Origin of the sequence: Pseudomonas sp. NFIX28, from assembly GCF_900107395.1 — a bacterium.
Lineage (GTDB): Bacteria > Pseudomonadota > Gammaproteobacteria > Pseudomonadales > Pseudomonadaceae > Aquipseudomonas.
Genome location: NZ_FNPW01000005.1, coordinates 231,039 through 251,715, shown reverse-complemented (window position 1 = coordinate 251,715; position 20,677 = coordinate 231,039). Strand labels below are relative to the sequence as shown.

Sequence of the window (20,677 nt, the reverse complement as noted above, 5' to 3'; positions counted from 1 at the left end):
TCTTGGATTGCCGGAGGTTGATTCGGCGGCGTGTAGTTTTACTACAAATCGTCGGCCATTTCAGCCTTTCGAATGTATAGACGAGTAGTAAAACTACAGAAGATTGGCTTGTGGCCTCCTGCTGCGTTGTGAGAATAATCGTTACTGTTGGTCGATATCCAACACCAATAGGTAAGAATTTGATGCTGGCTGCCAAAATAATAAAAATTTCAGCTATTTCTAACTTTTGTTCGACAGTCCTTCAAGGGCCTCGCCCGCAGAATTTGCCCCGACCGCCCTTTTCTACGCCGATCAAGGATAGCCCATGAGCCTGCCCGCGCTTGCCGAACTTCCAGCGATTCTCCAGCCTTTTGTCAGCCGTTCGGAGCAGTCGTTCCGTAGCGCGGTGGCGGCCCTGGAGGATGATCACGGGCTCGCCACCTGGCCCCCCGAGCGCTGGGCCGAATTCGCCCGGGTGAGCGCGGCCAGCGACTTCTTCATTGAACAGAGCCTTCGTGACCCTTTGATGTTGCTGGAGCTGGTGCGCGGCGGTGAGCTCGACCGCGGCTTCGGTCCGGGCGAGCTGTGCGCGCAGATCGCCTCGGCCGTCCAGCAGGCCGCCAGCGAAGACGAACTGGGGCGGGTGCTGCGCCGTCAACGCAATCGTCATCAGGTGCGCATCATCTGGCGCGACCTGACGCGCCAGGCGGACCTGGTGCAGACCTGTCGCGACTTGTCGGACATGGCTGATGCCTGCATCGACCAGGCTTATCAATGGTTGTACCAGCGCCACTGCGAGCAGTTCGGTGTCCCCACCGGCCGGCGCAGTGGCGAGCCGCAGCAGATGGTCATTCTCGGCATGGGCAAGCTGGGCGCCGTCGAGCTGAACCTGTCGTCCGACATCGACCTGATCTTCGCCTACCCCGAAGGCGGGGAGACGGTGGGCGTCAAGCGCGCGCTGGATAACCAGGAGTTTTTCATCCGCCTGGGGCAGCGCCTGATCAAGGCGCTGGACCCGATGACCGTCGACGGCTTTGTGTTCCGTGTCGACATGCGCCTGCGGCCCTACGGTTCGGCGGGCGCCCTGGTACTGAGTTTCAATGCACTGGAGCAGTACTACCAGGATCAGGGCCGTGACTGGGAGCGTTACGCGATGATCAAGGCGCGGGTGGTGGCGGGCGACCAGGTCGCCGGCGCGCAGCTGCTCGACTTGCTGCGGCCGTTTGTCTACCGGCGTTACCTGGACTTCTCGGCGATCGAAGCACTGCGCACCATGAAGCAGTTGATCCAGCAGGAAGTGCGGCGCAAGGGCATGGCCGACAACATCAAGCTGGGCTCCGGCGGGATTCGCGAAGTCGAGTTCATCGCCCAGGCGTTTCAGCTGATCCACGGCGGGCGCGACCTGAGCCTGCAGCAGCGTCCTCTATTAAAGGTGCTGACCACGCTGGAAGGGCAGGGTTACTTGCCGCCGGCGGTGGTCGCCGAGCTGCGCGAAGGTTATGAGTTCCTGCGTTACACCGAACATGCGATCCAGGCGATCGCCGACCGGCAGACGCAGATGCTGCCGGACAATCCACAGGACCAGGCGCGGATCGCCTTCATGCTGGGTTTTGCCGACTGGGCGGCATTCCATGAGCGGCTGATGTATTGGCGCGGTCGAGTGGAATGGCACTTCCGCCAGGTGATCGCCGACCCGGACGAAGACGAAGGCCGCGAGTGCGAAGTGGTGGTCGGCGGCGAATGGCTGCCATTGTGGGAAGAAGCCCAGGACGAAGAGGCTGCCTGCCGGCAATTGCAGGAAGGCGGCTTCAATGACGCGCCCAAGGCGCTCAGGGCGCTGGCCGGCCTGCGTGGCAGCCCGCAATTGCGGGCCATGCAGCGTTTGGGGCGCGAGCGCCTCGATGCCTTTATTCCGCGCCTGTTGGCCCAGGCGGTGGAGCACGCCGATCCGGACCTGGTGCTGGAGCGCGTGTTGCCGTTGGTCGAAGCGGTGGCGCGGCGCTCCGCCTACCTGGTGTTGCTCACCGAAAACCCCGGGGCCTTGCGCCGCCTGCTGACCTTGTGCGCCGCCAGCCCGTGGATCGCCGAGCAGATCACTCGCTTTCCGCTGCTGCTCGATGAGTTGCTCAACGAAGGCCGGCTGTTCAAGCCGCCACTGGCGCCGGAACTGGCCGCCGAGTTGCGCGAGCGCCTGACGCGCATCCCTGAGGACGACCTGGAGCAGCAGATGGAGGCGCTGCGCCACTTCAAACTGGCCCACCGCCTGCGGGTGGCAGCCTCGGAAATCGCCGGCAGCCTGCCGTTGATGAAAGTCAGCGATTACCTGACCTGGCTGGCCGAGGCGATCCTCGAACAGGTGCTAGCCCTGGCCTGGCGCCAGACGGTGGCCAAATACGGGGTTCCGCAGCGCACCGATGGCACCTTGTGCGATCCGGGCTTCATTATTGTCGGTTACGGGAAAGTCGGCGGCCTGGAACTCGGGCATGGTTCCGACCTGGACCTGGTGTTTATCCATGACGGCGATCCGCAGGCGGAAACCGATGGGCCGAAACCGATCGACGGCGCGCAGTTCTTCACTCGCCTGGGCCAGCGGATCATTCACTTGCTGACCACCCAGACCAACTCGGGCCAGCTGTATGAAGTGGACATGCGTCTGCGGCCGTCCGGCGCGTCGGGGTTGCTGGTGAGTTCGCTGGGGGCCTTCGCCCGTTATCAGGAGAACGAGGCCTGGACCTGGGAACACCAGGCGCTGGTGCGCGCGCGGGTGCTGGTGGGCAGCCAGGATGTCGGCCGGGCTTTCGAGAAAGTGCGGGCGGCGGTGCTGGGTCGTGCCCGTGACTTGCCCAAGTTGCAGCAGGAGGTCAGCGAGATGCGGGCCAAGATGCGCGACAACCTGGGGACCAAGGCAACGGCTGCCGGAACCGCGGCAAATGCCTTCGAGGCCACGGCGCCGTTCGACCTCAAGCAGGACGCCGGAGGTATCGTCGACATCGAATTTATGGTGCAATACGCGGCCCTGGCGTGGTCGCAAGAGCACCCGTCATTGCTGCGCTACACCGACAATATCCGCATTCTGGAAGGTCTGGAGGAAGCCGGGCTGATGCCCGCGAGCGACGCCAGCCTGTTGCGCGAGGTCTACAAGGCCTACCGCTCCGCGGCTCATCGCCAGGCCTTGCAGAACGAGGCCGGGATCGTCGCCGGCGACCAGTTCGCCAGCGAACGACGGGAGGTATTGCGGATTTGGCGCGAGCTGGGGCTAAGCTAGGCAGCGTGCGTCGTGTTGCCACAAATGTATCCGGCGAGCCCTGTGCGGCTCGTCCACAATGAGCCGGCGGTGAATGCCGCAGGGCTGGATTCTCGAGGCGGGGAGGCGTAAGCCTCCCCGGTTCGTTTTTGGAAACCACATGAATATTCTGATCGTTGGGCCCAGTTGGGTCGGTGACATGGTGATGGCGCAGACACTCTTCCAGTGCCTGAAACAGCGCCATCCTCAATGCGAGATCGACGTGCTGGCCCCCGAGTGGAGCCGGCCGATCCTGGAGCGCATGCCGCAAGTGCGGCAGGCCTTGAGCTTCCCGCTCGGCCACGGCGTGCTGGAACTGGCGACCCGCCGACGCATCGGCAAGTCCCTGGCTGGCCAGTACGACCAGGCCATCCTGCTGCCCAATTCGCTGAAGTCCGCGCTGGTGCCGTTTTTTGCCGGTATTGCCAAGCGCACCGGCTGGCGTGGCGAGTTCCGCTACGGCCTGCTCAACGATGTGCGCACGCTCGACAAAGAGCGCTATCCGCTGATGATCGAGCGCTTCATGGCGCTGGCCTACGAACCGGGTGCCGAGCTGCCCAAGCCGTATCCGCGCCCAGACCTGCAGATCGACCCGGCCAGCCGCGACGCGGCGCTGGCCAAGTTTGGCCTGACCCTGGACCGCCCGGTGCTGGCGCTGTGTCCGGGAGCCGAATTCGGCGAGGCCAAGCGCTGGCCGTCCGAGCACTACGCCAAGGTCGCGGAGCTGAAGATCCGCGAGGGTTGGCAGGTCTGGCTGTTCGGTTCGAAGAACGATCACGTGGTCGGCGAAGACATTCGCGCCCGGCTGATTCCGGGGCTGCGCGAAGAGTCGGTCAACCTCTGCGGCGGCACCTCCCTGGCCGAGGCCATCGACCTGCTGTCCTGCGCCGATTCCGTGGTGTCCAACGACTCCGGGCTGATGCACGTGGCGGCGGCGCTGAATCGCCCGCTGGTGGCGGTGTACGGCTCGACATCGCCGGGTTTCACCCCGCCGCTGGCCGACCAGGTCGAAGTCGTGCGCCTGGGCATCGAATGCAGCCCATGCTTCGACCGCACCTGCCGCTTTGGCCATTACAACTGCCTGCGCCAGTTGCTGCCCGACTCGGTGGAGCAGGCTTTGCAGCGGTTGCAGGGCACCGCGGTCGAGGTCCGGTAAGTGCGGGTACTGTTGATCAAGACCTCCTCCCTGGGCGACGTGATCCACGCGCTGCCGGCGCTGACCGATGCGGCGCGGGCGATCCCGGGGATCAAGTTCGACTGGGTGGTGGAAGAGGGTTTCGCGGAAATCCCGACCTGGCATCCGGCCGTGGACAAAGTGATTCCGGTGGCGATTCGCCGCTGGCGCAAGAACATCTGGCAGACCATCAAGAGTGGCGAGTGGCGACGCTTCAAGCAGAGCGTGCGCGCCACTCGGTACGATCTGGTGATCGACGCCCAGGGCCTGCTGAAAAGCGCCTGGCTGACGCGCTACGTCAAGGCGCCGGTGGCTGGCCTGGACAAGCAGTCGGCGCGTGAGCCCCTGGCGGCGCATTTCTACTCGCGGCGCCTGGCCGTCGCCCGCGGCCAGCATGCCGTGGAGCGGGTGCGCCAGCTGTTTGCCGTGGCGCTGGGTTATGACTTGCCCCAGGGCCTGGGCGATTACGGCCTGAACGTCGAGAAGCTGGTGGAGTTGCCGCGGCCCAAGCCGTTCGTGCTGTTCCTGCACGGCACCACCTGGGACACCAAACATTGGCCGGAAGCCTATTGGCGTGAATTGGCCGAGCGCATGGGCCAGTTGGGCGTCGAGGTCAAACTGCCTTGGGGCAACCCGTTGGAAAAGGCCCGGGCCGAGCGTATTGCCAAGGGCTTGAGCAACGCCACGGTGCTGCCGAAGCTCAACCTGGCGGGGGTCGCCAAGGTGCTGGCGCAAGCCCAGGCCTGTGTCGCGGTGGATACCGGGCTTGGCCATCTGGCCGCGGCGCTGGATGTGCCGACCATTTCCCTGTTCGGCCCGACCAATCCAGGCCTGACTGGTGCCTATGGCAAGGCGCAGATCCACATGGCCAGCGACTTCCCCTGCGCGCCGTGCCTGCAGAAGAAATGCACCTACCAACCGACTGCCGAAGATCAGCGGCGGTTCGACCTGAAACGCGAGTGGCCGCTGTGCTTCACGCGTCTGAATCCTGAGCGTGTCGCCAGCCGGCTGAGCAGGTTGTTACTGGCTGAGGAGCTGCGCTGATGCAATTGGCTTTTGTCCTTTATAAATACTTCCCGTTCGGCGGCCTGCAGCGGGATTTCATGCGCATCGCCCTGGAATGCCAGAAGCGCGGGCACCAGATCCGCGTCTATACGCTGATCTGGGAAGGCGATGTGCCGCCGGGCTTCGAGGTGCTGGTGGCGCCGGTCAAGGCGTTCTTCAACCATCGCCGTAACGAGAAACTCAGCGCCTGGATGGAAGCCGACCTGGCCAAGCGCCCGGTAGACCGCCTGATCGGCTTCAACAAAATGCCCGGGCTGGACGTCTACTACGCCGCCGACGGCTGCTTCGAAGACAAGGCGCAGAACCTGCGTCATTCGCTGTACCGCCGCTGGGGCCGCTACCGGCATTTCGCCGAGTATGAGCGCGCGGTGTTCGCCCGGGACGCCAAGACCGAAGTGCTGATGATTTCCGAAGTCCAGCAGCCGCTGTTCATCAAGCATTACGGCACGCCGGTGGAGCGCTTCCACCTGCTGCCGCCAGGCATCGCCCAGGACCGTCGCGCGCCAGCCAACGCGGCGGAGATCCGTGCCGAGTTCCGTCGCGAGTTCGCCCTGAAAGACGATGATCTGCTGCTGGTGCAGATCGGTTCCGGGTTCAAGACCAAGGGCGTGGATCGCAGCCTCAAGGCCGTTGCCGCATTGCCTGCGGAGTTGAAGAAGCGCACCCGGCTATTTGTAATTGGCCAGGACGACCCCAAGGTATTCCAACTGCAGAGCGCGGCATTGGGCCTGGGCGAGCATGTGCAGTTCCTCAAGGGACGCAGCGATATCCCGCGTTTCCTGCTGGGTGCCGACCTGTTGATCCACCCGGCATACAACGAAAACACCGGCACCGTGCTGCTGGAGGCGCTGGTGGCCGGCTTGCCGGTGCTGGTCAGCGCGGTCTGTGGCTATGCCCATTACATCGCCGAGGCCGACAGCGGCCTGGTGCTGGACGAGCCGTTGGAGCAGGCGCAGCTCAATCAATACCTGAACACCATGTTGACCGACGACGCTGCACGCGCGACCTGGAGCCGTAATGGCCTGGCGTTCGCCGAGACGGCCGACCTCTATAGCATGCCGCAGCACGCTGCGGATGTGATTCTGGCGGAGCAACACTGATGAAGTTGATTCTTGCCGAACCGTTCAAGACCCTCTGGGCCGGACGCGATGCGTTCGCCGAAGTCGAGCGTCTGGACGGCCAGGTCTACCGTGAACTGGAAGCTCGCCGTACCTTGCGTACCGAGGTGGCGGGCGAAGGGTTCTTTGTAAAGATTCACCGCGGTATTGGTTGGGGCGAGATTTTCAAGAATCTGCTGACCGCCAAGCTGCCCGTGCTCGGCGCGGGCCAGGAGTGGCAGGCCATCCAGCGCCTGCATGAAGCCGGCGTGCCGACCATGACCGCCGTGGCCTATGGCGAGCGGGGCAGCAACCCGGCCAACCAGCATTCGTTCATCGTCACCGAAGAACTGGCGCCGACCATCAGCCTTGAAGATTTCAGCATCGACTGGGCCAAGCAACCGCCGCAGCCCAGGCTCAAGCGCGCGCTGATCGCCGAGGTGGCACGCATGACCGGCGCGATGCATCGCGCGGGGGTCAACCATCGCGACTGCTACATCTGCCACTTCCTGCTGCACACCGACAAACCGGTGACGGCGGACGATTTCAAGCTTTCGGTAATCGATCTGCACCGCGCCCAGACGCGCCCAGCCATCACCCGGCGCTGGCGCGACAAGGACCTGGCGGCGCTGTATTTCTCGGCACTGGATATCGGCCTGACCCGGCGCGACAAGCTGCGCTTCCTCAAGGGCTATTTCCAGCGGCCGCTGCGCCAGATCCTCAGCGACGAGGCCTCCCTGCTGGCCTGGCTGGAGGGCAAGGCCAACAAGCTGTACGCACGCAAGCAGCGGTATGGAGATGCGCTCTGATGGCGGGTTGGAATCTTGAACCTGGATATCAGGAGCTGGCGCAGGACTTCGGCAGCCTGGATGCGGTATTTGCCCTTGAGGGCGAGCACCTGACCCGCGATCCGCTGTCGGAGGTCATCCGTGTCGAACGCAACGGCATCAACTATTACGTCAAGCGCTACACCGGCGCCGGCAAGAACCTGCGGCGTTATCTGGGCAAGCCTCGGGTCAAGTCCGAGTGGCAGAACCTCAAGCGTTTCGCCAAGTGGGGCATTCCTACCGCGCAAGTGGTGGCCTGGGGCCTGGAGCGCCGTGGCCTGGCTTACAACCGTGGGGCGATGATCACCCGCGAATTGCCGCGCACCGAAGACCTGTCGGCCCTGGCCGAACGCAACGATCCGCTGCTGGCCGATAGTGCCTGGGTGGACCAGGTCAGCCAGCAGTTGGCGCGCTATACCCGGATCATGCATGACCACCGCTTCACCCATAACGACCTGAAGTGGCGCAACCTGCTGATCGACGATGAGACCCGGCTGTACCTGATCGATTGCCCGAATGGCGATTTCTGGCGCGGTTTCTGGCTCAAGTACCGCATCACCAAGGACCTGGCGTGCCTGGACAAGGTGGCCAAATATCATTTGTCCGCCACCCAGCGCCTGCGCTTCTACTTGCAGTACCGCCAGCGCACCCGGCTCAATGCCGCCGACAAGCGTCGCATCCGGCATGTGCTGAGATTTTTCGAGGGACGCGAATGACCGATTTCCTGGCGGCTCAGGACCGTGCGCTGCTGGAGCGCCACGGCCTCGACAGCTTCGACGCGTTGTGGGCCAAGCAACTGGAAGCGGTGGACGAGCCCAATACCGATGGCGGTGGCTGGAGCAGCGTGTATCGCCTCGACCTGGAAGGCCACGGCTATTACCTCAAGCGCCAGAGCAATTACCTGACGCGGACCCTGCACCGGCCGTTCGGCGAGCCGAGCTTCGCCCGCGAGTTTCGCAATATCAGCCGTTATCAGCGGTTGGGCATTCCAGCGTTGCAGGCGGCCTTTTTTGGCGAGCGCAAGGTGGCTGGCGAAACCCGGGCGATCCTGTTGACCCGGGCGCTGGATGGCTGGAACGACCTGGACTCGCTGCTGCAGCAATGGGCACAGCTCAGCCAGGATCAACATGCGGCGATCCTGCGGGCCTGTGGCCTGCTGGCACGCCAGCTGCACGCGGTGCGCCAGGTGCACGGCTGCTTTTATCCCAAGCATATTTTTTTGCGGGCTACCGGCGACGGTTACCAGGCGCAATTGATCGACCTGGAAAAGACCCGTCCGTTGTTGTTCGGTCAGCGTGACCGGGTCAAGGACCTGGAGCCGCTGTTGCGTCGCGCTCCCGCCTGGGGACGCGGTGAAGTGCGCGCGCTGCTCGCGACTTATCTGGATCAACCCCAGGACAGCTCGCTGGTCGATGCCTGGCTGGACCGTTTGAGCGCCCGTCGCAGCCATAAGGAGACTCGCTGATGCGCCTGTCCGAACTCAAGCAGGCCGGCCGCGCGCCAGGCCTGCCGTTGAGCCTGGAGCTGGCCGATGCCGCCGGGCCGGCCACCCTGCAATTGCTCAGCCTGCTGCGGGTACTGCCGGGGCAGCGCTACGTGGGTGCCGGTGTCTGGCGTGGGCGTCCGGTACTGGCCAAATTGCTGGTCGGTGCCAAGGCGGCGCGGCATTTCCAGCGTGAACTGCAGGGTGTGCGCCTGCTTGAAAAGCAGGGCCTGACCACGCCGTTGTTGCTGGCTGACGGCTTGAAGGAAGGCGAGGGCGGCTGGCTGCTGTTCGAATTCCTGGAAGGTTCCGAGAGCCTGGGCGATGCCTGGAAACAGGTGGAGTCGTTGCCCGCATTGGCCGACGAGCAGCAGGCGGTGCTCGCCGAGGCCCTGGCTGCCATCGCCGAATTGCACAGCAAGGGCCTGTGGCAGGAAGACCTGCATCTGGACAATTTGCTGCGCCATCAGGGCAAGCTGTACCTGATCGACGGCGCCGGAATCTGCGTGGAACAGGCGGGCAAGCCCCTGTCCCGGCAGAAGGTCCTGGAAAACCTCGGGGTGTTTTTCGCCCAGTTGCCCAAGAGCCTGGAGCCCTTCACCGAAGAGCTGCTGGTGCATTACCTGCTGAACAACGCCGAGCATGCCTTGCCGCTGGAAGCCTTGCAGAAGCAAGTGGACAAGGTGCGCAGTTGGCGCTTGAAGGACTTTCTCAACAAGGTCGGTCGCGAGTGCAGCCTGTTCAGCGTAGAGCGCGGGCCTTTCGCCTTGCGGGCGATTCGCCGCGAGGAAGAGGCCGCGATGCTGCCGGTGCTGGGGCAGGCCGACGCGCTGCTCGAGCAGGGGCATCTGTACAAGACCGGTGGCGCCGCCAGCGTCGGCCGGGTCGAGGTGGCGGGCCGCACCCTGGTGGTCAAGCGCTACAACATCAAGGGCGTTGCCCATTGGTTCAAGCGCTTCTGGCGGCCCAGCCGGGCCTGGCATTCGTGGCAAGAGGGCAATCGCCTGGCGTTCCTCGGTATCGCCACGCCCAAGCCGCTGGCGTTGCTGGAGAAGCGTTTCCTCTGGCTGCGCAGCCGGGCTTATCTGGTGACCGAATACCTGGCGGGGCCGGACATCATCGAGCGCTTCGCGCCTTATATCGATAGTGGCGCGGCGCCAGAGGCGGAGTTGCAAGCGCTGGACCGATTGTTCGCCGAGTTGATTCGCGAGCGCATCAGCCATGGCGACTTCAAGGGGCATAACCTGTTCTGGCAACAGGACCGCTGGGCCCTGATCGACCTGGATTCCATGTGCCAGCACCATAGTCTTGGCAGCTTTGCCCCGGCTTACGCCCGCGACCGTGCGCGCTTCATGCGTAACTGGCCGCAGGCCAGCGCGCTGTACCAGGTCATCGATCAGCGCTTGCCTAAAACCGCCGAACCTTTCGCCGGCTGACGTCTGTAGCCGCTGCCGCAGGCTGCGATCGAGCGCGAAGCGGTCGTGCTCTTGAGATCGCAGAAAGGCTCTTCGAGCCTTATCGCAGCCTGCGGCAGCGGCTACAGATCCCTTGCAAGTCATATTGGGCGCCAGTGGCCGGTGCTGAAACGTCAAGGATCATCCCGCGGCAGGTTTACGTTATAATCCCGCCCTTTAGCTGTTTCTTGCCCCTCTGGCGGGAGCACATTAATTCCAGGCGCATGTCGCCTGCATGCAGACTTAAGAGGCTAGACCCCTGTGGCATTGACGATTCTTGGCCTGTCCGGCGCCCTTAGCCATGATCCTTCCGCAGCGCTGTATATCGACGGCAAGCTGGTGGCGGCTGCGGAAGAAGAGCGCTTCGTACGCGATAAACATGCAAAGAACCGCATGCCCTACGAATCGGCGAAGTTCTGTCTGGAACAGGCCGGCATCAAGCCTTCCGACGTTGATGTGGTGGCGATTCCGTTCGCGCCGATCAGCCTGTTCGGCAAGGCCCGCTGGCACTACGCCAAGCGCTACTGGTACGCCCCGGACCGCGCCCTCGATGCGATCCTGATGGGCAACCGTCGCTACAAGCGCTATCGCAACAAGATCGTCTGGTGCCTGGAGCAACTGGGCTTCGATCCGAAGAAAATCAAGATCGAGCCGGTCGAGCACCACCTGGCCCACGCTTCCAGCGCCTACCACTGCTCCGGCTTCAAGGAGAAAACCGCGATCCTGGGGATCGACGGCAAGGGCGAGTACGCCACGACCTTCTTCGGCTACGGCGAAAACGGCAAGATCCACAAGATCAAGGAATTCTTCGATCCGGACTCCCTGGGCGGCCTGTACGGCGCGATCACCGAGTTCCTCGGCTTCGAAATGCTCGACGGCGAATTCAAGGTCATGGGCATGGCGCCGTACGGCGATGCCAGCAAATACGATTTCTCGCGCCTGGCCAGCTTTGAAAACGGCGAACTGGTGATCAACACCGACTACGCCAACGTCATCGGCCTGCGCCGTTATAAAGAGAAGGGCAAGGGCTTCTACTTCTCGCCGAAGCTGATCGAGTGGCTGGGGCCGAAGCGCGAAGGCGATATCGCCGACGAGCCGTACATTCATTACGCGGCCAGTATGCAGGCGCTGTTCGAGAAGCTGGCGCTGCAGATGATCGACCACTACCTGGGCGACATCCTCAAGGAAACCGGCAAGCTGGCCTTCGCCGGCGGCTGTGCGCTGAACGTCAAGCTGAACCAGAAGATCATCGCCCGTCCGGAAGTCAAGGAGCTGTTCGTGCAGCCGGCGTCCGGCGATGCCGGTACCGCGGTCGGCGCGGCGGCCTATGTTTCCCATGCGCGCGGCGTGCCGGTGGAGAAGATGGAACACGTCTATCTCGGCCCGTCCTACAGCAACGAAGACGTGATTGCCGCCTGCGCCCGTCACCCGAACAAGCCGGCCTGGCGCCAGATCGACAACACCCCCGAGCGTATCGCCAAGATCATGGTCGACGGCAACCCGGTGGCCTGGTTCCAGGGCCGCATGGAGTTCGGTCCGCGCGCCCTGGGCGGTCGTTCGATCATCGGTTGCCCGAGCGCTACCGGCGTGGCCGACCGCATCAACGAGCAGATCAAGTTCCGCGAGCGTTGGAGGCCTTTCTGCCCGTCGATGCTCGACACCGTCGGCCCGCAGATGATCAAGGTCGATCACCCGGCGCCGTTCATGACCTTCACTTTCGAAGTGGCGGAAGAGTGGAAGACTCGCGTGCCGGAAGTGGTCCACGAAGACGGCACTTCCCGGGCCCAGGTGCTCAAGCGCGAATACAACCCGCGCTACTACGACATGATGAAGGCCCTGGAAGCACTGACCGGCAATGGCGTGTCGTTGAACACTTCGCTCAATCGTCGTGGCGAACCGATGATCTGCTCGCCGACCGACGCCCTGAACATGTTCTTCGGCTCCGATCTGCAGTACCTGATCATGGAAGACATTCTGGTGGTCAAAGACGGCGTGGATCCTTATGACACGCTCGGCTGAGCGCCGCGTCCTGCAGTTCTGCCACGGCTATGACGGGCCGTTCCTGGACTGTGCCCGGCAATACGCCAGCCTGTTCGCGGGCAGCGGCTATCGCGTGACCACGGTGTTCCTCACCGGGGTTGCCGATGCCGAGGTGGCCGACGCCTGTGCCAGCGACGAAGTGCTGTTCATGGAATACAGCTCCAAGGCCATTCGTGGCCTGAAGCTGGGGGCGATCCGCGACCTGCGCAAGATCACCGCGTCACGCAACTTCAGCTTCTGCATCGCCCACCGTTTCAAGCCGATCTACATCGCATTGCTGGGCACCGCGTTGCCGGTGATCGGCGTACATCACGCTTTTGGCGATTACCAGCGCGGCAGCCGTCGCCTGTTCGCCAACCTGTTCCGCAAGCGCCTGAGCCTGCTCGGCGTGTCCGATGCGGTGCGCGACGACATGCGCAGTTGCCTGCCGCAGTGGCCGGCGGAGCGGATCCAGACGCTGTACAACCGGATCGACGTCGAAGCCTTGCAGGCTGCCCAGCTGCCAAAGGCCCAAGCGCGCCAGGAGTTGGGGCTGTCGCCTTCTGCCTGGATCGTCGGCAATGTCGGGCGCCTGCACCCGGACAAGGATCAGGCGACCCTGCTGCGCGGCTTTGCCTTGGCATTGCCGGGGCTGCCTCGGGAAAGCCAGCTGGCGATTCTCGGTAGCGGGCGCCTGGAGCAGAACCTCAAGGATCTTTCCCGCGAGTTGGGCATTGCCGACCGCGTGCTGTTCCTTGGCCAGGTGGCTGAAGCCCGGCGTTTCTTCGGCGCTTTCGACGCTTTCGCCTTGAGCTCCGACCATGAGCCATTCGGCATGGTGCTGCTGGAGGCCATGGCCGCCGGCGTGCCCCTGCTGGCAACGGCGTGTGGCGGGGCCAAGGAAGTGGTCGAAGGCGTCGGCATCCTGTTTCCGCTGGGCGACGCCGAGCATATGGCCCAGGGCCTGCAACACCTGGCCGGGATGGACGAAAACCAGCGCCTGTTGTGCGCCGAACTGATGTTCGAGCGCCTGCGCGAGCGTTTCTCCGACCGCGCTGTACGCGACGCCTTCTGGCGTTTGCCGCAAGTTACCGACCTGACCGCGAGGCACTGATGCTCAATCGATTCCAAGGCTGGCGCGAGCGTGGCTGGTCGGTCGTCGACGCCTCGACTTATGCCGCCGCCTGGCAGCGTTTTGGTGGCAGCGTCGCCACCCATCCGCTGGTGGTGGAGCGCCTGGCGAACCTGGCGGGCATCCCGGTCCGCTACCTGGCCTGGGAACAGGCCGGCGAACTGCGGGCGGCGATTCCGACCTGGGGGCGCGACCTGGCATTGTCCAAGGACGTACTCAAGCGCAGCGGTAAGAAAGGCTTGTTCGACCTGGGCAACGCCGAGTTGATCCTGCCGGCCGCGCCAGACACCGAGGCACCGCTGCGCCATCGCGGCCGTTACCTGTCGGTCTTGAACCAGGGGCGGTTCAGCACCCTCAAGCCCCAGGCCGAGCAGTTGGCCATGGCCCGCACGCCGGAAGAACTGTCGAAGAAATTTCGCTACAACCAACGCCGCGAACTGCGCCTGCTGGAAGAGGCGGGTGGCGTGGTGCGCCCGGTCAGCGAGTTCTCCAGCCAGGAGCTGGCAGCCATTTACTGCGATCTGTTCCAGCGCCGCTGGGGGTTCCCGGCCACCGGTGCCGAGCGCATGGCCGAGGTTATCGAGCTGCTGCGTGAGCTGCTGATTGGTTCGGTGATTTTCCTCAACGATGCGCCGATCGCCATTCAGCTGGTGTACCGGGTCGAAGCGCCGGAGTGGATCAGCGTCGAATACATCAATGGCGGCGTCGATCCGCAAACCCGCGAGTTCAGCCCAGGCAGCGTGTTGAGTTTCCTCAATACGCAAAGCGCCTGGGAGCAAGCGCGGGCCATCGACAAACCGCTGCGTTTCTCCTTCGGTCGCGCCGATCGCGAATACAAGGATCGCTGGTGCAACCCCGTTCCGGTGTTCACCGTATGAGTCAGCCACCGAGCCGCAAGCAACAGTTGCTCAAGCGCCATCGCCGGCAGAAGCGCCTTGGCCTGCTGATCGGCCTGCTGGTGCTGGTGGCTATCGGTGTGCTGGTGGCCTGGTGGCTGCCGCTGCTGCTCGCGGTGCTGGCGTGGGTGGCCCATGAGGCCTGGTTTGCCGATCATTTGTTTTATTCGCCACGCGACGATTATCAGTACAGCTTCCCGTTCGGCACCGAGCAGCCCAAGGTCCATCTGGACAAGGAGCGCCTGGTGCTGGATCAGGCGATCGACCTGGCGGGGGATGAAACCCTGATCCTTGCGGTAAAGGTCAGCAGCAGTTGGCTGGGGCGCTTTTTCGATCCTTCCGTCTCTTTGGCGGGGCAGGATCGACAGACCTTCGAGCGCGGCGTGAACGGCTTGCGCTATCTCAATCTCAGCGGGCTGGCACGGCCACTGGCGAGTGGCGAGCTGCAACTGCGCGGACGTTTCTGCCGGGTGCACGGCGAGCCGTTGTTGTCGGTGTTCCGTGAGCCGGACTATCGCCACCAGCGGGTGATGGTCATCGCCCCCCACGCCGACGATGCCGAGCTGGCCGCTTTCGGCCTGTACAGCCAGGCTGACGAAGCCTGGATCGTCACACTGACCGCGGGCGAGATCGAGGCCGAGCATTACCGGCGGATGGGCATGAACGATGCCGATGCGGCACGGATCAAGGGGCGTCTGCGGGCCTGGGACAGCATCGCGGTGCCGCGTTGGGCCGGGGTCGCCGAGGAACGTTGTGTGCAGCTGGGGTATTTCTGCCTGCAACTGCCGGCCATGCAGGCGGCGCCGAACCGGCCTGCGGCGTCCCGCGAGGCCGAGCTGTCGGATATCCGCCTGTTCCGCCAGTTCAATCCGTTCCCGTTGCCGGCGGATGCCGATGGCGCGCCGACCTGGAACAATCTCCTGGCCGACCTGCGGGCGGTGCTGCTCAAGGCTCGTCCCGAAGTGATCGTGCTACCGCACCCGACACTCGATCCGCACCCGGACCACATTTGCGCTCAGCAGGCGGTACTGGAAGCGCTGCAGGGGCTGGAATGGCAGCCGACCACGTTGCTCGGTTACGCCAACCACCTGCATGACAACGACCGTTGGCCGATGGGCGATTCGGGGGCGGGCATCGCCCTGCCGCCGGTGTTCGATCCGGCCCAGGTGCTCAGGCCTTGCAGCTTGCCGCTGTCGATCGAGCAGCAACGTGACAAGGCGATGGCTTTGGGCATGATGCATGACCTGCAGCCGCGAGCGCCGTTCAAGCGCCGCCTGCGTCGTGGCTTGCAGCGGATGCTGGCTGGCCGCGCCGGTTCGCCTTATGGCGAGAACGAGTTTTTCCGCAAGGCGGTGCGCCGGCATGAGCTGTTCTGGCGTTTGTAAATTGATATTGCACGACACCCTTTTGCCGGTCGGCCAGGGTAGTTTCGCTCTTTTGTCGGGTTGCTCACGGCTGCAAGGAAGATGATGAAGGTTCTATTTCTGGTGCAGAAAGAACAGCGGGCCATTCTGGACCGCCTGTACGAAGGCGTTGCCGCTCATTGCGAATGCGACCTGCGGTGGTTGAGCAGCGATGAGCAGCGTAACCTGCGTGGCTATTTCCGCCGTGAGGTGGATGTCTCGCGGTACGATCGCATCGTGTTCTTCCTGCGGTTCAAGCAGGAAATCCGTCAGGCGAGCTTTATTCGCACTATTCCCAACCTGGTGATCCTCGAGCACGACGCCTACCAGAACTACATCCCCTGCAAGTACACCGGCAAATTCAGCGCGCATTACCGGCGTCTGCCTTGGGCGCGGGTAATCAGCTCGGGGTTCATGGTCAGCGAGCGCCTGCGCCAGGAAGGTTTCGACGCGGTATTCGTGCCCAAGGGCTATGACCAGACCCTGCTGCAGGACCAGGGCCGTGAGCGGGATATCGAGCTGGCATTCGTCGGCAGCACCAACAGCGTGGCCTATAGCGGCCGCAAAGCACTGCTGGACGAGCTCGGCCAGGTCGAACCCCTGGTGGTGACGCGGACCAAGTCGGGCGAAGAGTATTGCGACACGCTCAACCGTATCCGCTTTTTCGTCAGTGCCGATGTCGGCATGGGCGAATACATGATCAAGAATTTCGAGGCCATGGCCTGCGGCTGCGTGTTGCTGGCATTCGACCAGGGTGAGGCGGAAAATCGCGCACTGGGTTTGCAGGATATGCACAACGTAGTCTTTTATCAGAACATTCCGCAATTGCAGGAAAAGCTTGTCATGCTGCGTGCCGATCCGGCATTGGCGCAGAACATTGCGCGAAACGGGCGCGATCTGGCGGTTTCCCAGTTCAGCTTCGCCCGTATCGGTGAGCGTATTGTCAATGAGCTTCAACCCGCATTGCGGCCGCGTGCACCCTTGAGCTTTATCGAGCGTATGCGCTCGAAACTGGGTGTTTGACAGCTATCACTAACCCATCAATAGTGATCGCATTTTTGCTGTAGGTGAGAATCAAGTGCAGTTTAGCCAAGAGAGTGACATCACCCTGGTGGTCACCAGTTGCGGCCGTCTGGATCTGCTCAAGCTGACGCTGGAGAGTTTCGACCGCTTCAACACTGCCCCGATCCGTGAAGTCTTCATCACCGAAGATGCTGGCGACGAGCGAGTGCGCAGCGCTGTGCCCGCCCATTGGAAGGATCACTGTACCTTCTTCGTCAACCGACCGAAGCTCGGGCAGCTGGCGTCGATCGACCTCGCCTACGAGCAGGTCAAGACTCCTTATATCTTTCATTGTGAAGACGACTGGGAATTCTACCGTCCGGGTTTTGTCGAGGACTCGAAGGCGATTCTCGAGCAGCGCCCGGACATCCTGCAGGTCTGGTTACGCAGCTATGCGCACGACTTGCGCGTGCATAGCCCGTACATCCATCTGGGCCCGCGTGAGGTAATCGGTGGGGTGCCATGCTACCCACTGATTTCCGACAAGCCTGAATGGCAGAGCTTCTCGCTCAACCCTGGCTTGCGTCGTATTACTGAATATCGTCTGTGCGCGCCTTTTGCCGGGCACGGCGGAGAGAAAGCATTGTCCAAGCGCTATGCTGAGCTGAACCTGACGGCTGTCAGCCTGGAAGGTGATGCGGTGCTGCACACCGGTTTCGGTTTGCATGTGGAGACGGCGGCCGAGCGTGAACGCAAGGCCAGACGCAGTCGTCGCGAGCAGGTAAAGCTCGTTCTGGTTCTCTTGCTTGGAGTCGGTATTGGCTGGTTTATCAATTAGTTGCGTCGGTATCAGGGTTGCCAAAACCGTGAAAGGGCGGTGTGCCCTATGAACATTCTCAACATCATGTGGGCGGCAGGCCCCGCATTCGCTTCTGTGCACAAGGTTCATCAACAGATCCTGTCCCAGGCCGAGACCGATACGGTGGTCAAGACCTGGCTGCTGCAGGGGGCAGCCACCGGCTGCGTGGCGAATGTCGGTGAATGTCGGGAATGGAACCTGTCTTCGTCCCGCTTGAAAGCCAAGCATTTCTGGCGGCTGGTGCAGCCCTGGATGCGGATGCGTTTTCATCGGGCGCTGCAGGCGAGTGGCGCACGTGTGCTGCTGATCGACGGGATCGGCGTGGCGCGAGTGATGCTGCCGGTTCTCAAATCGTTGTCGCAGCTGCGTGTGGTGGTGGTCATCCATGGCGCTACGCGGCTGCATCAGTCGGATCAGGCCTTGTTCCAGCAGTTCCCGGCTTCGCAACTGACCCTGGCCGCGGTTTCGCAGACCCTGGCGGCGTCCTTGGAGCGCGACCTGCAAAAGCCGGTGATCACCCTGCGCACGGCGTTTGATCCCCAGGCTTTCAGCGCCAGGCTTCTGCCACGCGACCAGGCGCGCGCAAGTCTGGGCCTACCCGTTGATGACGCCCCGGTACTGGGCGCAATCGGACGGCTGGTAGCGGACAAGGGGTTTGCCTGTTTGCTGGAAGCTTTCGCCAAAATGCTCGACAGCCGACCCAACCTGCGTCTGGTGATCGTCGGCGAGGGGCAGGCCCGGCCTGAACTCGAGGCCCGTATCAAGCAGCTGGGCCTGGGTGACAAGGTCATGCTGCCCGGGCATCTGAAGCATGCCGCGACCCTGTTCAAGGCGTTCGACTGGGTAGCCATTCCATCGCTGGAGGAGGGCCTCGGCTTGACGCTGCAAGAGGCCGTGATGTCCGGCGTGCCGGTATTGACCAGCGACCTGCCGGTATTTCGCGAACAGTTGGCTGATACCGGACGCTATGCGCCGGTGAATGATGTCGATGCCTGGCGGGAGGCCATTTTCCAGGCCTTCAACCTGCCGGCACAGGAGGTCGCCGCCGATCAGTACGCCGCCTTGGCGCCCGACCAGGCCTGGCAGCGCTTCAGCCAGACCGCCGCCACCCTGTTGTCATGCCGAAATTAGCGCCTGTTCCAATGCTTGCATGGGAAAGCTGCCGTTCAGCTTCTCCCGGGCAATATAACGGGCGAAGTGTTGCAGGTTGCGTTTGATCAGATGAGGGGGAAGTGGCCCGCGGAAGAAACGCATGTCCGCCACATCGATCAGGCCGAAGCGATTGTCCGGAGTGATGACGATATTGCCCAGGTGCAGTGAGCGAAAGTAGATTCCCGAGCCGTGCAGGCTGCGAATCAGTTCGATCAGGGCTGGCAAGGTCTGCTGCCAGTCGAAGCCTTCCTTGCTGGAGACCTGGCGCAGGGTTTCACCGGGCAGCGGTCGGTATAGCACTGCGGTCATGCCGGGTTGTTCCAGACGATAGAACTCCAGGACCTGCAGCGTGGGAACGCCGAGTCGTTCCAGGCGTGCTGCGTTGTCGATGAAGCGCCTCGAGTAGGGCCGAAACAGGGCGGATGAAAAAAGACGCTTGCGGCGAAACAGTTTCAGAATATTCCCATCCTGCAACAGGTAGACTTTCGGGCCGTAGCTGTCGGCCTCCAGAATTCTGGCGCCTTCAATCATCTGATTCAAAGTGGCTTGGGGAAGCCGGGAGCATTGCATCGTAGGAAGCCTTGTCGAAGTGGCGGGCACAGTGGCGGGCAATGATGCCGAAAAGTTGTTGTTTTCACCATGCCGGGTTGGCGGGTGGACCATTCAGGAGCGAATAGATGCAGGCCACACGCTGGGCGCAAGTATGGATGACAATCGGGTTGCTATGGTTTTTGCTGGCCATTGCACTGGCGCCCACCAACAAGATTTATCAACAGGGGCTAGTGGCTTTCCTATGGCTGCCGGCGATGATTCTGGCTTGGTCTGCGCGCGAGCGCCTGATCGAGTGGTGGCATGCCCAGCGCTGGCTTGGCCTGGCATTGCTGGGGTTGGCGGTATGGGGGCTGATCAGCTTGCTGTGGACGCAGGCGGCAGACCCGTCTCGCGAGGCCAAGCGCCTGCTGTATATCGCGGTATTCCTGTTGTTTTTCCCGATTTTCGCCAATGCCCGGCCTGAACGGGTGATCCGCGTCATGCAGTGGGGCGGGGTGGGGCTGGCGGTGACTGCATTGCTGGCCATCATCCAGTTCTACTGGATCAACGGCAATGTCTGGTGGGCACGTCTCGAGGGGTTGGGTGAACTGGCTCATCCGATCCTCGGTGGTTATGTCATCGGACTGAGCGCCATCTGGATGCTGCACTGGGTGCCGCGCACTCGCGGCCTTCAAGCAGTGTGGCTGGTGGCGCTGGCGTTGCTCGGCGGGTTTGTCGTGCTGTGCCAGAGCCGTGGCGCTGCCCTGGCGCTGTTCCTGACGGTGCTGGCAATGCCTATCTGGTGCCGTGACCGGCTCAGCCGGATGTTTGCGGCTGCGGCGCTGCTGCTGGCGATGTTGGCGTTCTGGTTTCTCGAACCCTTGGTTCTGGCCCGTGGGGTGTCTTATCGTCCACAAATCCTCATGGCCAGCCTGCAGATGATTGCTGAGCATCCATGGACAGGTCTTGGCCTGGGTGCGGGTTATAAGGTATTCGCTGAAGGGCAGCAGTTCGATCACGCCCACAATCTGTTCACCCATATCGCTCTCGAGCTGGGTATTCCCGGGCTGCTGCTGTGGGGGGCGGTCTGGTTTGTGGCGTTGCGCGAAGCCTGGCGCGCCCGCGAAACACTTTATGGCCGGGGCGTTATCGGCATCTGGCTGTTTTCTTTCCTGGCCATGCAGTTCGATGCCGCCAGCCTGACCGGAACTCCCCGCGCCGAATGGTTCATCAGCTGGCTGCCGATCGGTTTGGCCACTGTTTTGGTCTGGGCGCGGGGTGGTCACACAGGCTGTGATAAAATCCCGCGTTCCTCCTAAAC

Annotated in this window: 17 protein-coding genes; 16 read left to right on the top strand and 1 reads right to left on the bottom strand. The window is 62.9% G+C overall.

The window, feature by feature from the left end; translation table 11 throughout:
- Nucleotides 1-304: 304 nt before the first annotated feature.
- The 15 genes from glnE to BLV20_RS12175 all read left to right on the top strand — a co-directional run bounded on the left by glnE (nt 305) and on the right by BLV20_RS12175 (nt 18,804).
- Entirely contained in the window at nt 305-3,244 is a 2,940-nt protein-coding gene (glnE, locus tag BLV20_RS12245; RefSeq protein ID WP_092301628.1) for a bifunctional [glutamate--ammonia ligase]-adenylyl-L-tyrosine phosphorylase/[glutamate--ammonia-ligase] adenylyltransferase, read from the top strand.
- A 139-nt stretch (nt 3,245-3,383) separates the two neighbouring features.
- On the top strand, nt 3,384-4,418 hold the full coding sequence (gene waaF / locus BLV20_RS12240; protein ID WP_092301625.1) for a lipopolysaccharide heptosyltransferase II: 1,035 nt from the start codon (nt 3,384-3,386) through the stop codon (nt 4,416-4,418).
- A complete protein-coding gene (gene waaC / locus BLV20_RS12235; RefSeq protein ID WP_092301622.1) occupies nt 4,419-5,480 on the top strand; it encodes a lipopolysaccharide heptosyltransferase I in 1,062 nt (353 codons plus the stop codon). It begins immediately after the preceding gene.
- Nucleotides 5,480-6,601: a glycosyltransferase family 4 protein gene (locus BLV20_RS12230; protein WP_092301619.1), complete on the top strand. Its 1,122-nt coding sequence runs from the start codon at nt 5,480-5,482 to the stop codon at nt 6,599-6,601. Before waaC ends, BLV20_RS12230 begins: the two co-directional genes overlap by 1 nt.
- A complete protein-coding gene (rfaP, locus tag BLV20_RS12225) occupies nt 6,601-7,407 on the top strand; it encodes a lipopolysaccharide core heptose(I) kinase RfaP (protein ID WP_092301616.1) in 807 nt (268 codons plus the stop codon). The genes BLV20_RS12230 and rfaP overlap by 1 nt, the downstream gene beginning before the upstream one ends.
- Nucleotides 7,407-8,141, top strand: coding sequence for a lipopolysaccharide kinase InaA family protein (locus tag BLV20_RS12220; protein WP_092301613.1), 735 nt, complete (start codon nt 7,407-7,409; stop codon nt 8,139-8,141). Before rfaP ends, BLV20_RS12220 begins: the two co-directional genes overlap by 1 nt.
- Nucleotides 8,138-8,890: a lipopolysaccharide kinase InaA family protein gene (locus BLV20_RS12215; protein WP_092301610.1), complete on the top strand. Its 753-nt coding sequence runs from the start codon at nt 8,138-8,140 to the stop codon at nt 8,888-8,890. The genes BLV20_RS12220 and BLV20_RS12215 overlap by 4 nt, the downstream gene beginning before the upstream one ends.
- Nucleotides 8,890-10,344 carry a lipopolysaccharide kinase InaA family protein gene (locus tag BLV20_RS12210; protein ID WP_092301607.1) on the top strand — a complete coding sequence of 485 codons (1,455 nt, stop codon included), beginning with the start codon at nt 8,890-8,892 and terminating at the stop codon, nt 10,342-10,344. Before BLV20_RS12215 ends, BLV20_RS12210 begins: the two co-directional genes overlap by 1 nt.
- Nucleotides 10,345-10,623: 279 nt before the next feature.
- Nucleotides 10,624-12,381 (top strand): carbamoyltransferase family protein, encoded by a 1,758-nt coding sequence (locus tag BLV20_RS12205; protein WP_092301604.1) that lies wholly within the window; start codon nt 10,624-10,626, stop codon nt 12,379-12,381.
- Nucleotides 12,365-13,495 carry a glycosyltransferase gene (locus BLV20_RS12200; RefSeq protein WP_092301601.1) on the top strand — a complete coding sequence of 377 codons (1,131 nt, stop codon included), beginning with the start codon at nt 12,365-12,367 and terminating at the stop codon, nt 13,493-13,495. Before BLV20_RS12205 ends, BLV20_RS12200 begins: the two co-directional genes overlap by 17 nt.
- Entirely contained in the window at nt 13,495-14,391 is an 897-nt protein-coding gene (locus BLV20_RS12195; protein WP_092301598.1) for an antimicrobial resistance protein Mig-14, read from the top strand. Before BLV20_RS12200 ends, BLV20_RS12195 begins: the two co-directional genes overlap by 1 nt.
- A complete protein-coding gene (locus tag BLV20_RS12190) occupies nt 14,388-15,794 on the top strand; it encodes a PIG-L deacetylase family protein (protein ID WP_092301595.1) in 1,407 nt (468 codons plus the stop codon). Before BLV20_RS12195 ends, BLV20_RS12190 begins: the two co-directional genes overlap by 4 nt.
- An 84-nt stretch (nt 15,795-15,878) precedes the next feature.
- Nucleotides 15,879-16,835, top strand: a complete 957-nt coding sequence (locus tag BLV20_RS12185; protein ID WP_092301592.1) for a glycosyltransferase — start codon at nt 15,879-15,881, stop codon at nt 16,833-16,835.
- Nucleotides 16,836-16,890: 55 nt separating this feature from the next.
- Entirely contained in the window at nt 16,891-17,652 is a 762-nt protein-coding gene (locus BLV20_RS12180) for a glycosyltransferase family protein (protein ID WP_092301589.1), read from the top strand.
- A 48-nt stretch (nt 17,653-17,700) separates the two neighbouring features.
- A complete protein-coding gene (locus tag BLV20_RS12175; RefSeq protein WP_092301586.1) occupies nt 17,701-18,804 on the top strand; it encodes a glycosyltransferase in 1,104 nt (367 codons plus the stop codon).
- Here BLV20_RS12175 and BLV20_RS12170 read toward each other — a convergent pair.
- Nucleotides 18,790-19,395, bottom strand: coding sequence for a BUD32 family EKC/KEOPS complex subunit (locus BLV20_RS12170; RefSeq protein ID WP_092301583.1), 606 nt, complete (start codon nt 19,393-19,395; stop codon nt 18,790-18,792). The two genes, BLV20_RS12175 and BLV20_RS12170, sit on opposite strands and share 15 nt — an antisense overlap.
- A gap of 107 nt (nt 19,396-19,502) precedes the next feature.
- On the opposite strand from BLV20_RS12170, the gene BLV20_RS12165 reads away from it, so the two are divergent.
- Nucleotides 19,503-20,675 (top strand): O-antigen ligase family protein, encoded by a 1,173-nt coding sequence (locus tag BLV20_RS12165; protein WP_092301580.1) that lies wholly within the window; start codon nt 19,503-19,505, stop codon nt 20,673-20,675.
- Nucleotides 20,676-20,677 lie beyond the last annotated feature (2 nt).

What these genes read in the sequence shown, in the direction of transcription:
- glnE (WP_092301628.1), top strand. Translation starts at nt 305, where the DNA reads ATGAGCCTGCCCGCGCTTGCCGAACTTCCAGCGATTCTCCAGCCTTTT.
- waaF (WP_092301625.1), top strand. Translation starts at nt 3,384, where the DNA reads ATGAATATTCTGATCGTTGGGCCCAGTTGGGTCGGTGACATGGTGATG.
- BLV20_RS12230 (WP_092301619.1), top strand. Translation starts at nt 5,480, where the DNA reads ATGCAATTGGCTTTTGTCCTTTATAAATACTTCCCGTTCGGCGGCCTG.
- rfaP (WP_092301616.1), top strand. Translation starts at nt 6,601, where the DNA reads ATGAAGTTGATTCTTGCCGAACCGTTCAAGACCCTCTGGGCCGGACGC.
- BLV20_RS12220 (WP_092301613.1), top strand. Translation starts at nt 7,407, where the DNA reads ATGGCGGGTTGGAATCTTGAACCTGGATATCAGGAGCTGGCGCAGGAC.
- BLV20_RS12215 (WP_092301610.1), top strand. Translation starts at nt 8,138, where the DNA reads ATGACCGATTTCCTGGCGGCTCAGGACCGTGCGCTGCTGGAGCGCCAC.
- BLV20_RS12210 (WP_092301607.1), top strand. Translation starts at nt 8,890, where the DNA reads ATGCGCCTGTCCGAACTCAAGCAGGCCGGCCGCGCGCCAGGCCTGCCG.
- BLV20_RS12200 (WP_092301601.1), top strand. Translation starts at nt 12,365, where the DNA reads ATGACACGCTCGGCTGAGCGCCGCGTCCTGCAGTTCTGCCACGGCTAT.
- BLV20_RS12195 (WP_092301598.1), top strand. Translation starts at nt 13,495, where the DNA reads ATGCTCAATCGATTCCAAGGCTGGCGCGAGCGTGGCTGGTCGGTCGTC.
- BLV20_RS12190 (WP_092301595.1), top strand. Translation starts at nt 14,388, where the DNA reads ATGAGTCAGCCACCGAGCCGCAAGCAACAGTTGCTCAAGCGCCATCGC.
- BLV20_RS12185 (WP_092301592.1), top strand. Translation starts at nt 15,879, where the DNA reads ATGAAGGTTCTATTTCTGGTGCAGAAAGAACAGCGGGCCATTCTGGAC.
- BLV20_RS12175 (WP_092301586.1), top strand. Translation starts at nt 17,701, where the DNA reads ATGAACATTCTCAACATCATGTGGGCGGCAGGCCCCGCATTCGCTTCT.
- BLV20_RS12170 (WP_092301583.1), bottom strand. Translation starts at nt 19,395, where the DNA reads ATGCAATGCTCCCGGCTTCCCCAAGCCACTTTGAATCAGATGATTGAA.
- BLV20_RS12165 (WP_092301580.1), top strand. Translation starts at nt 19,503, where the DNA reads ATGCAGGCCACACGCTGGGCGCAAGTATGGATGACAATCGGGTTGCTA.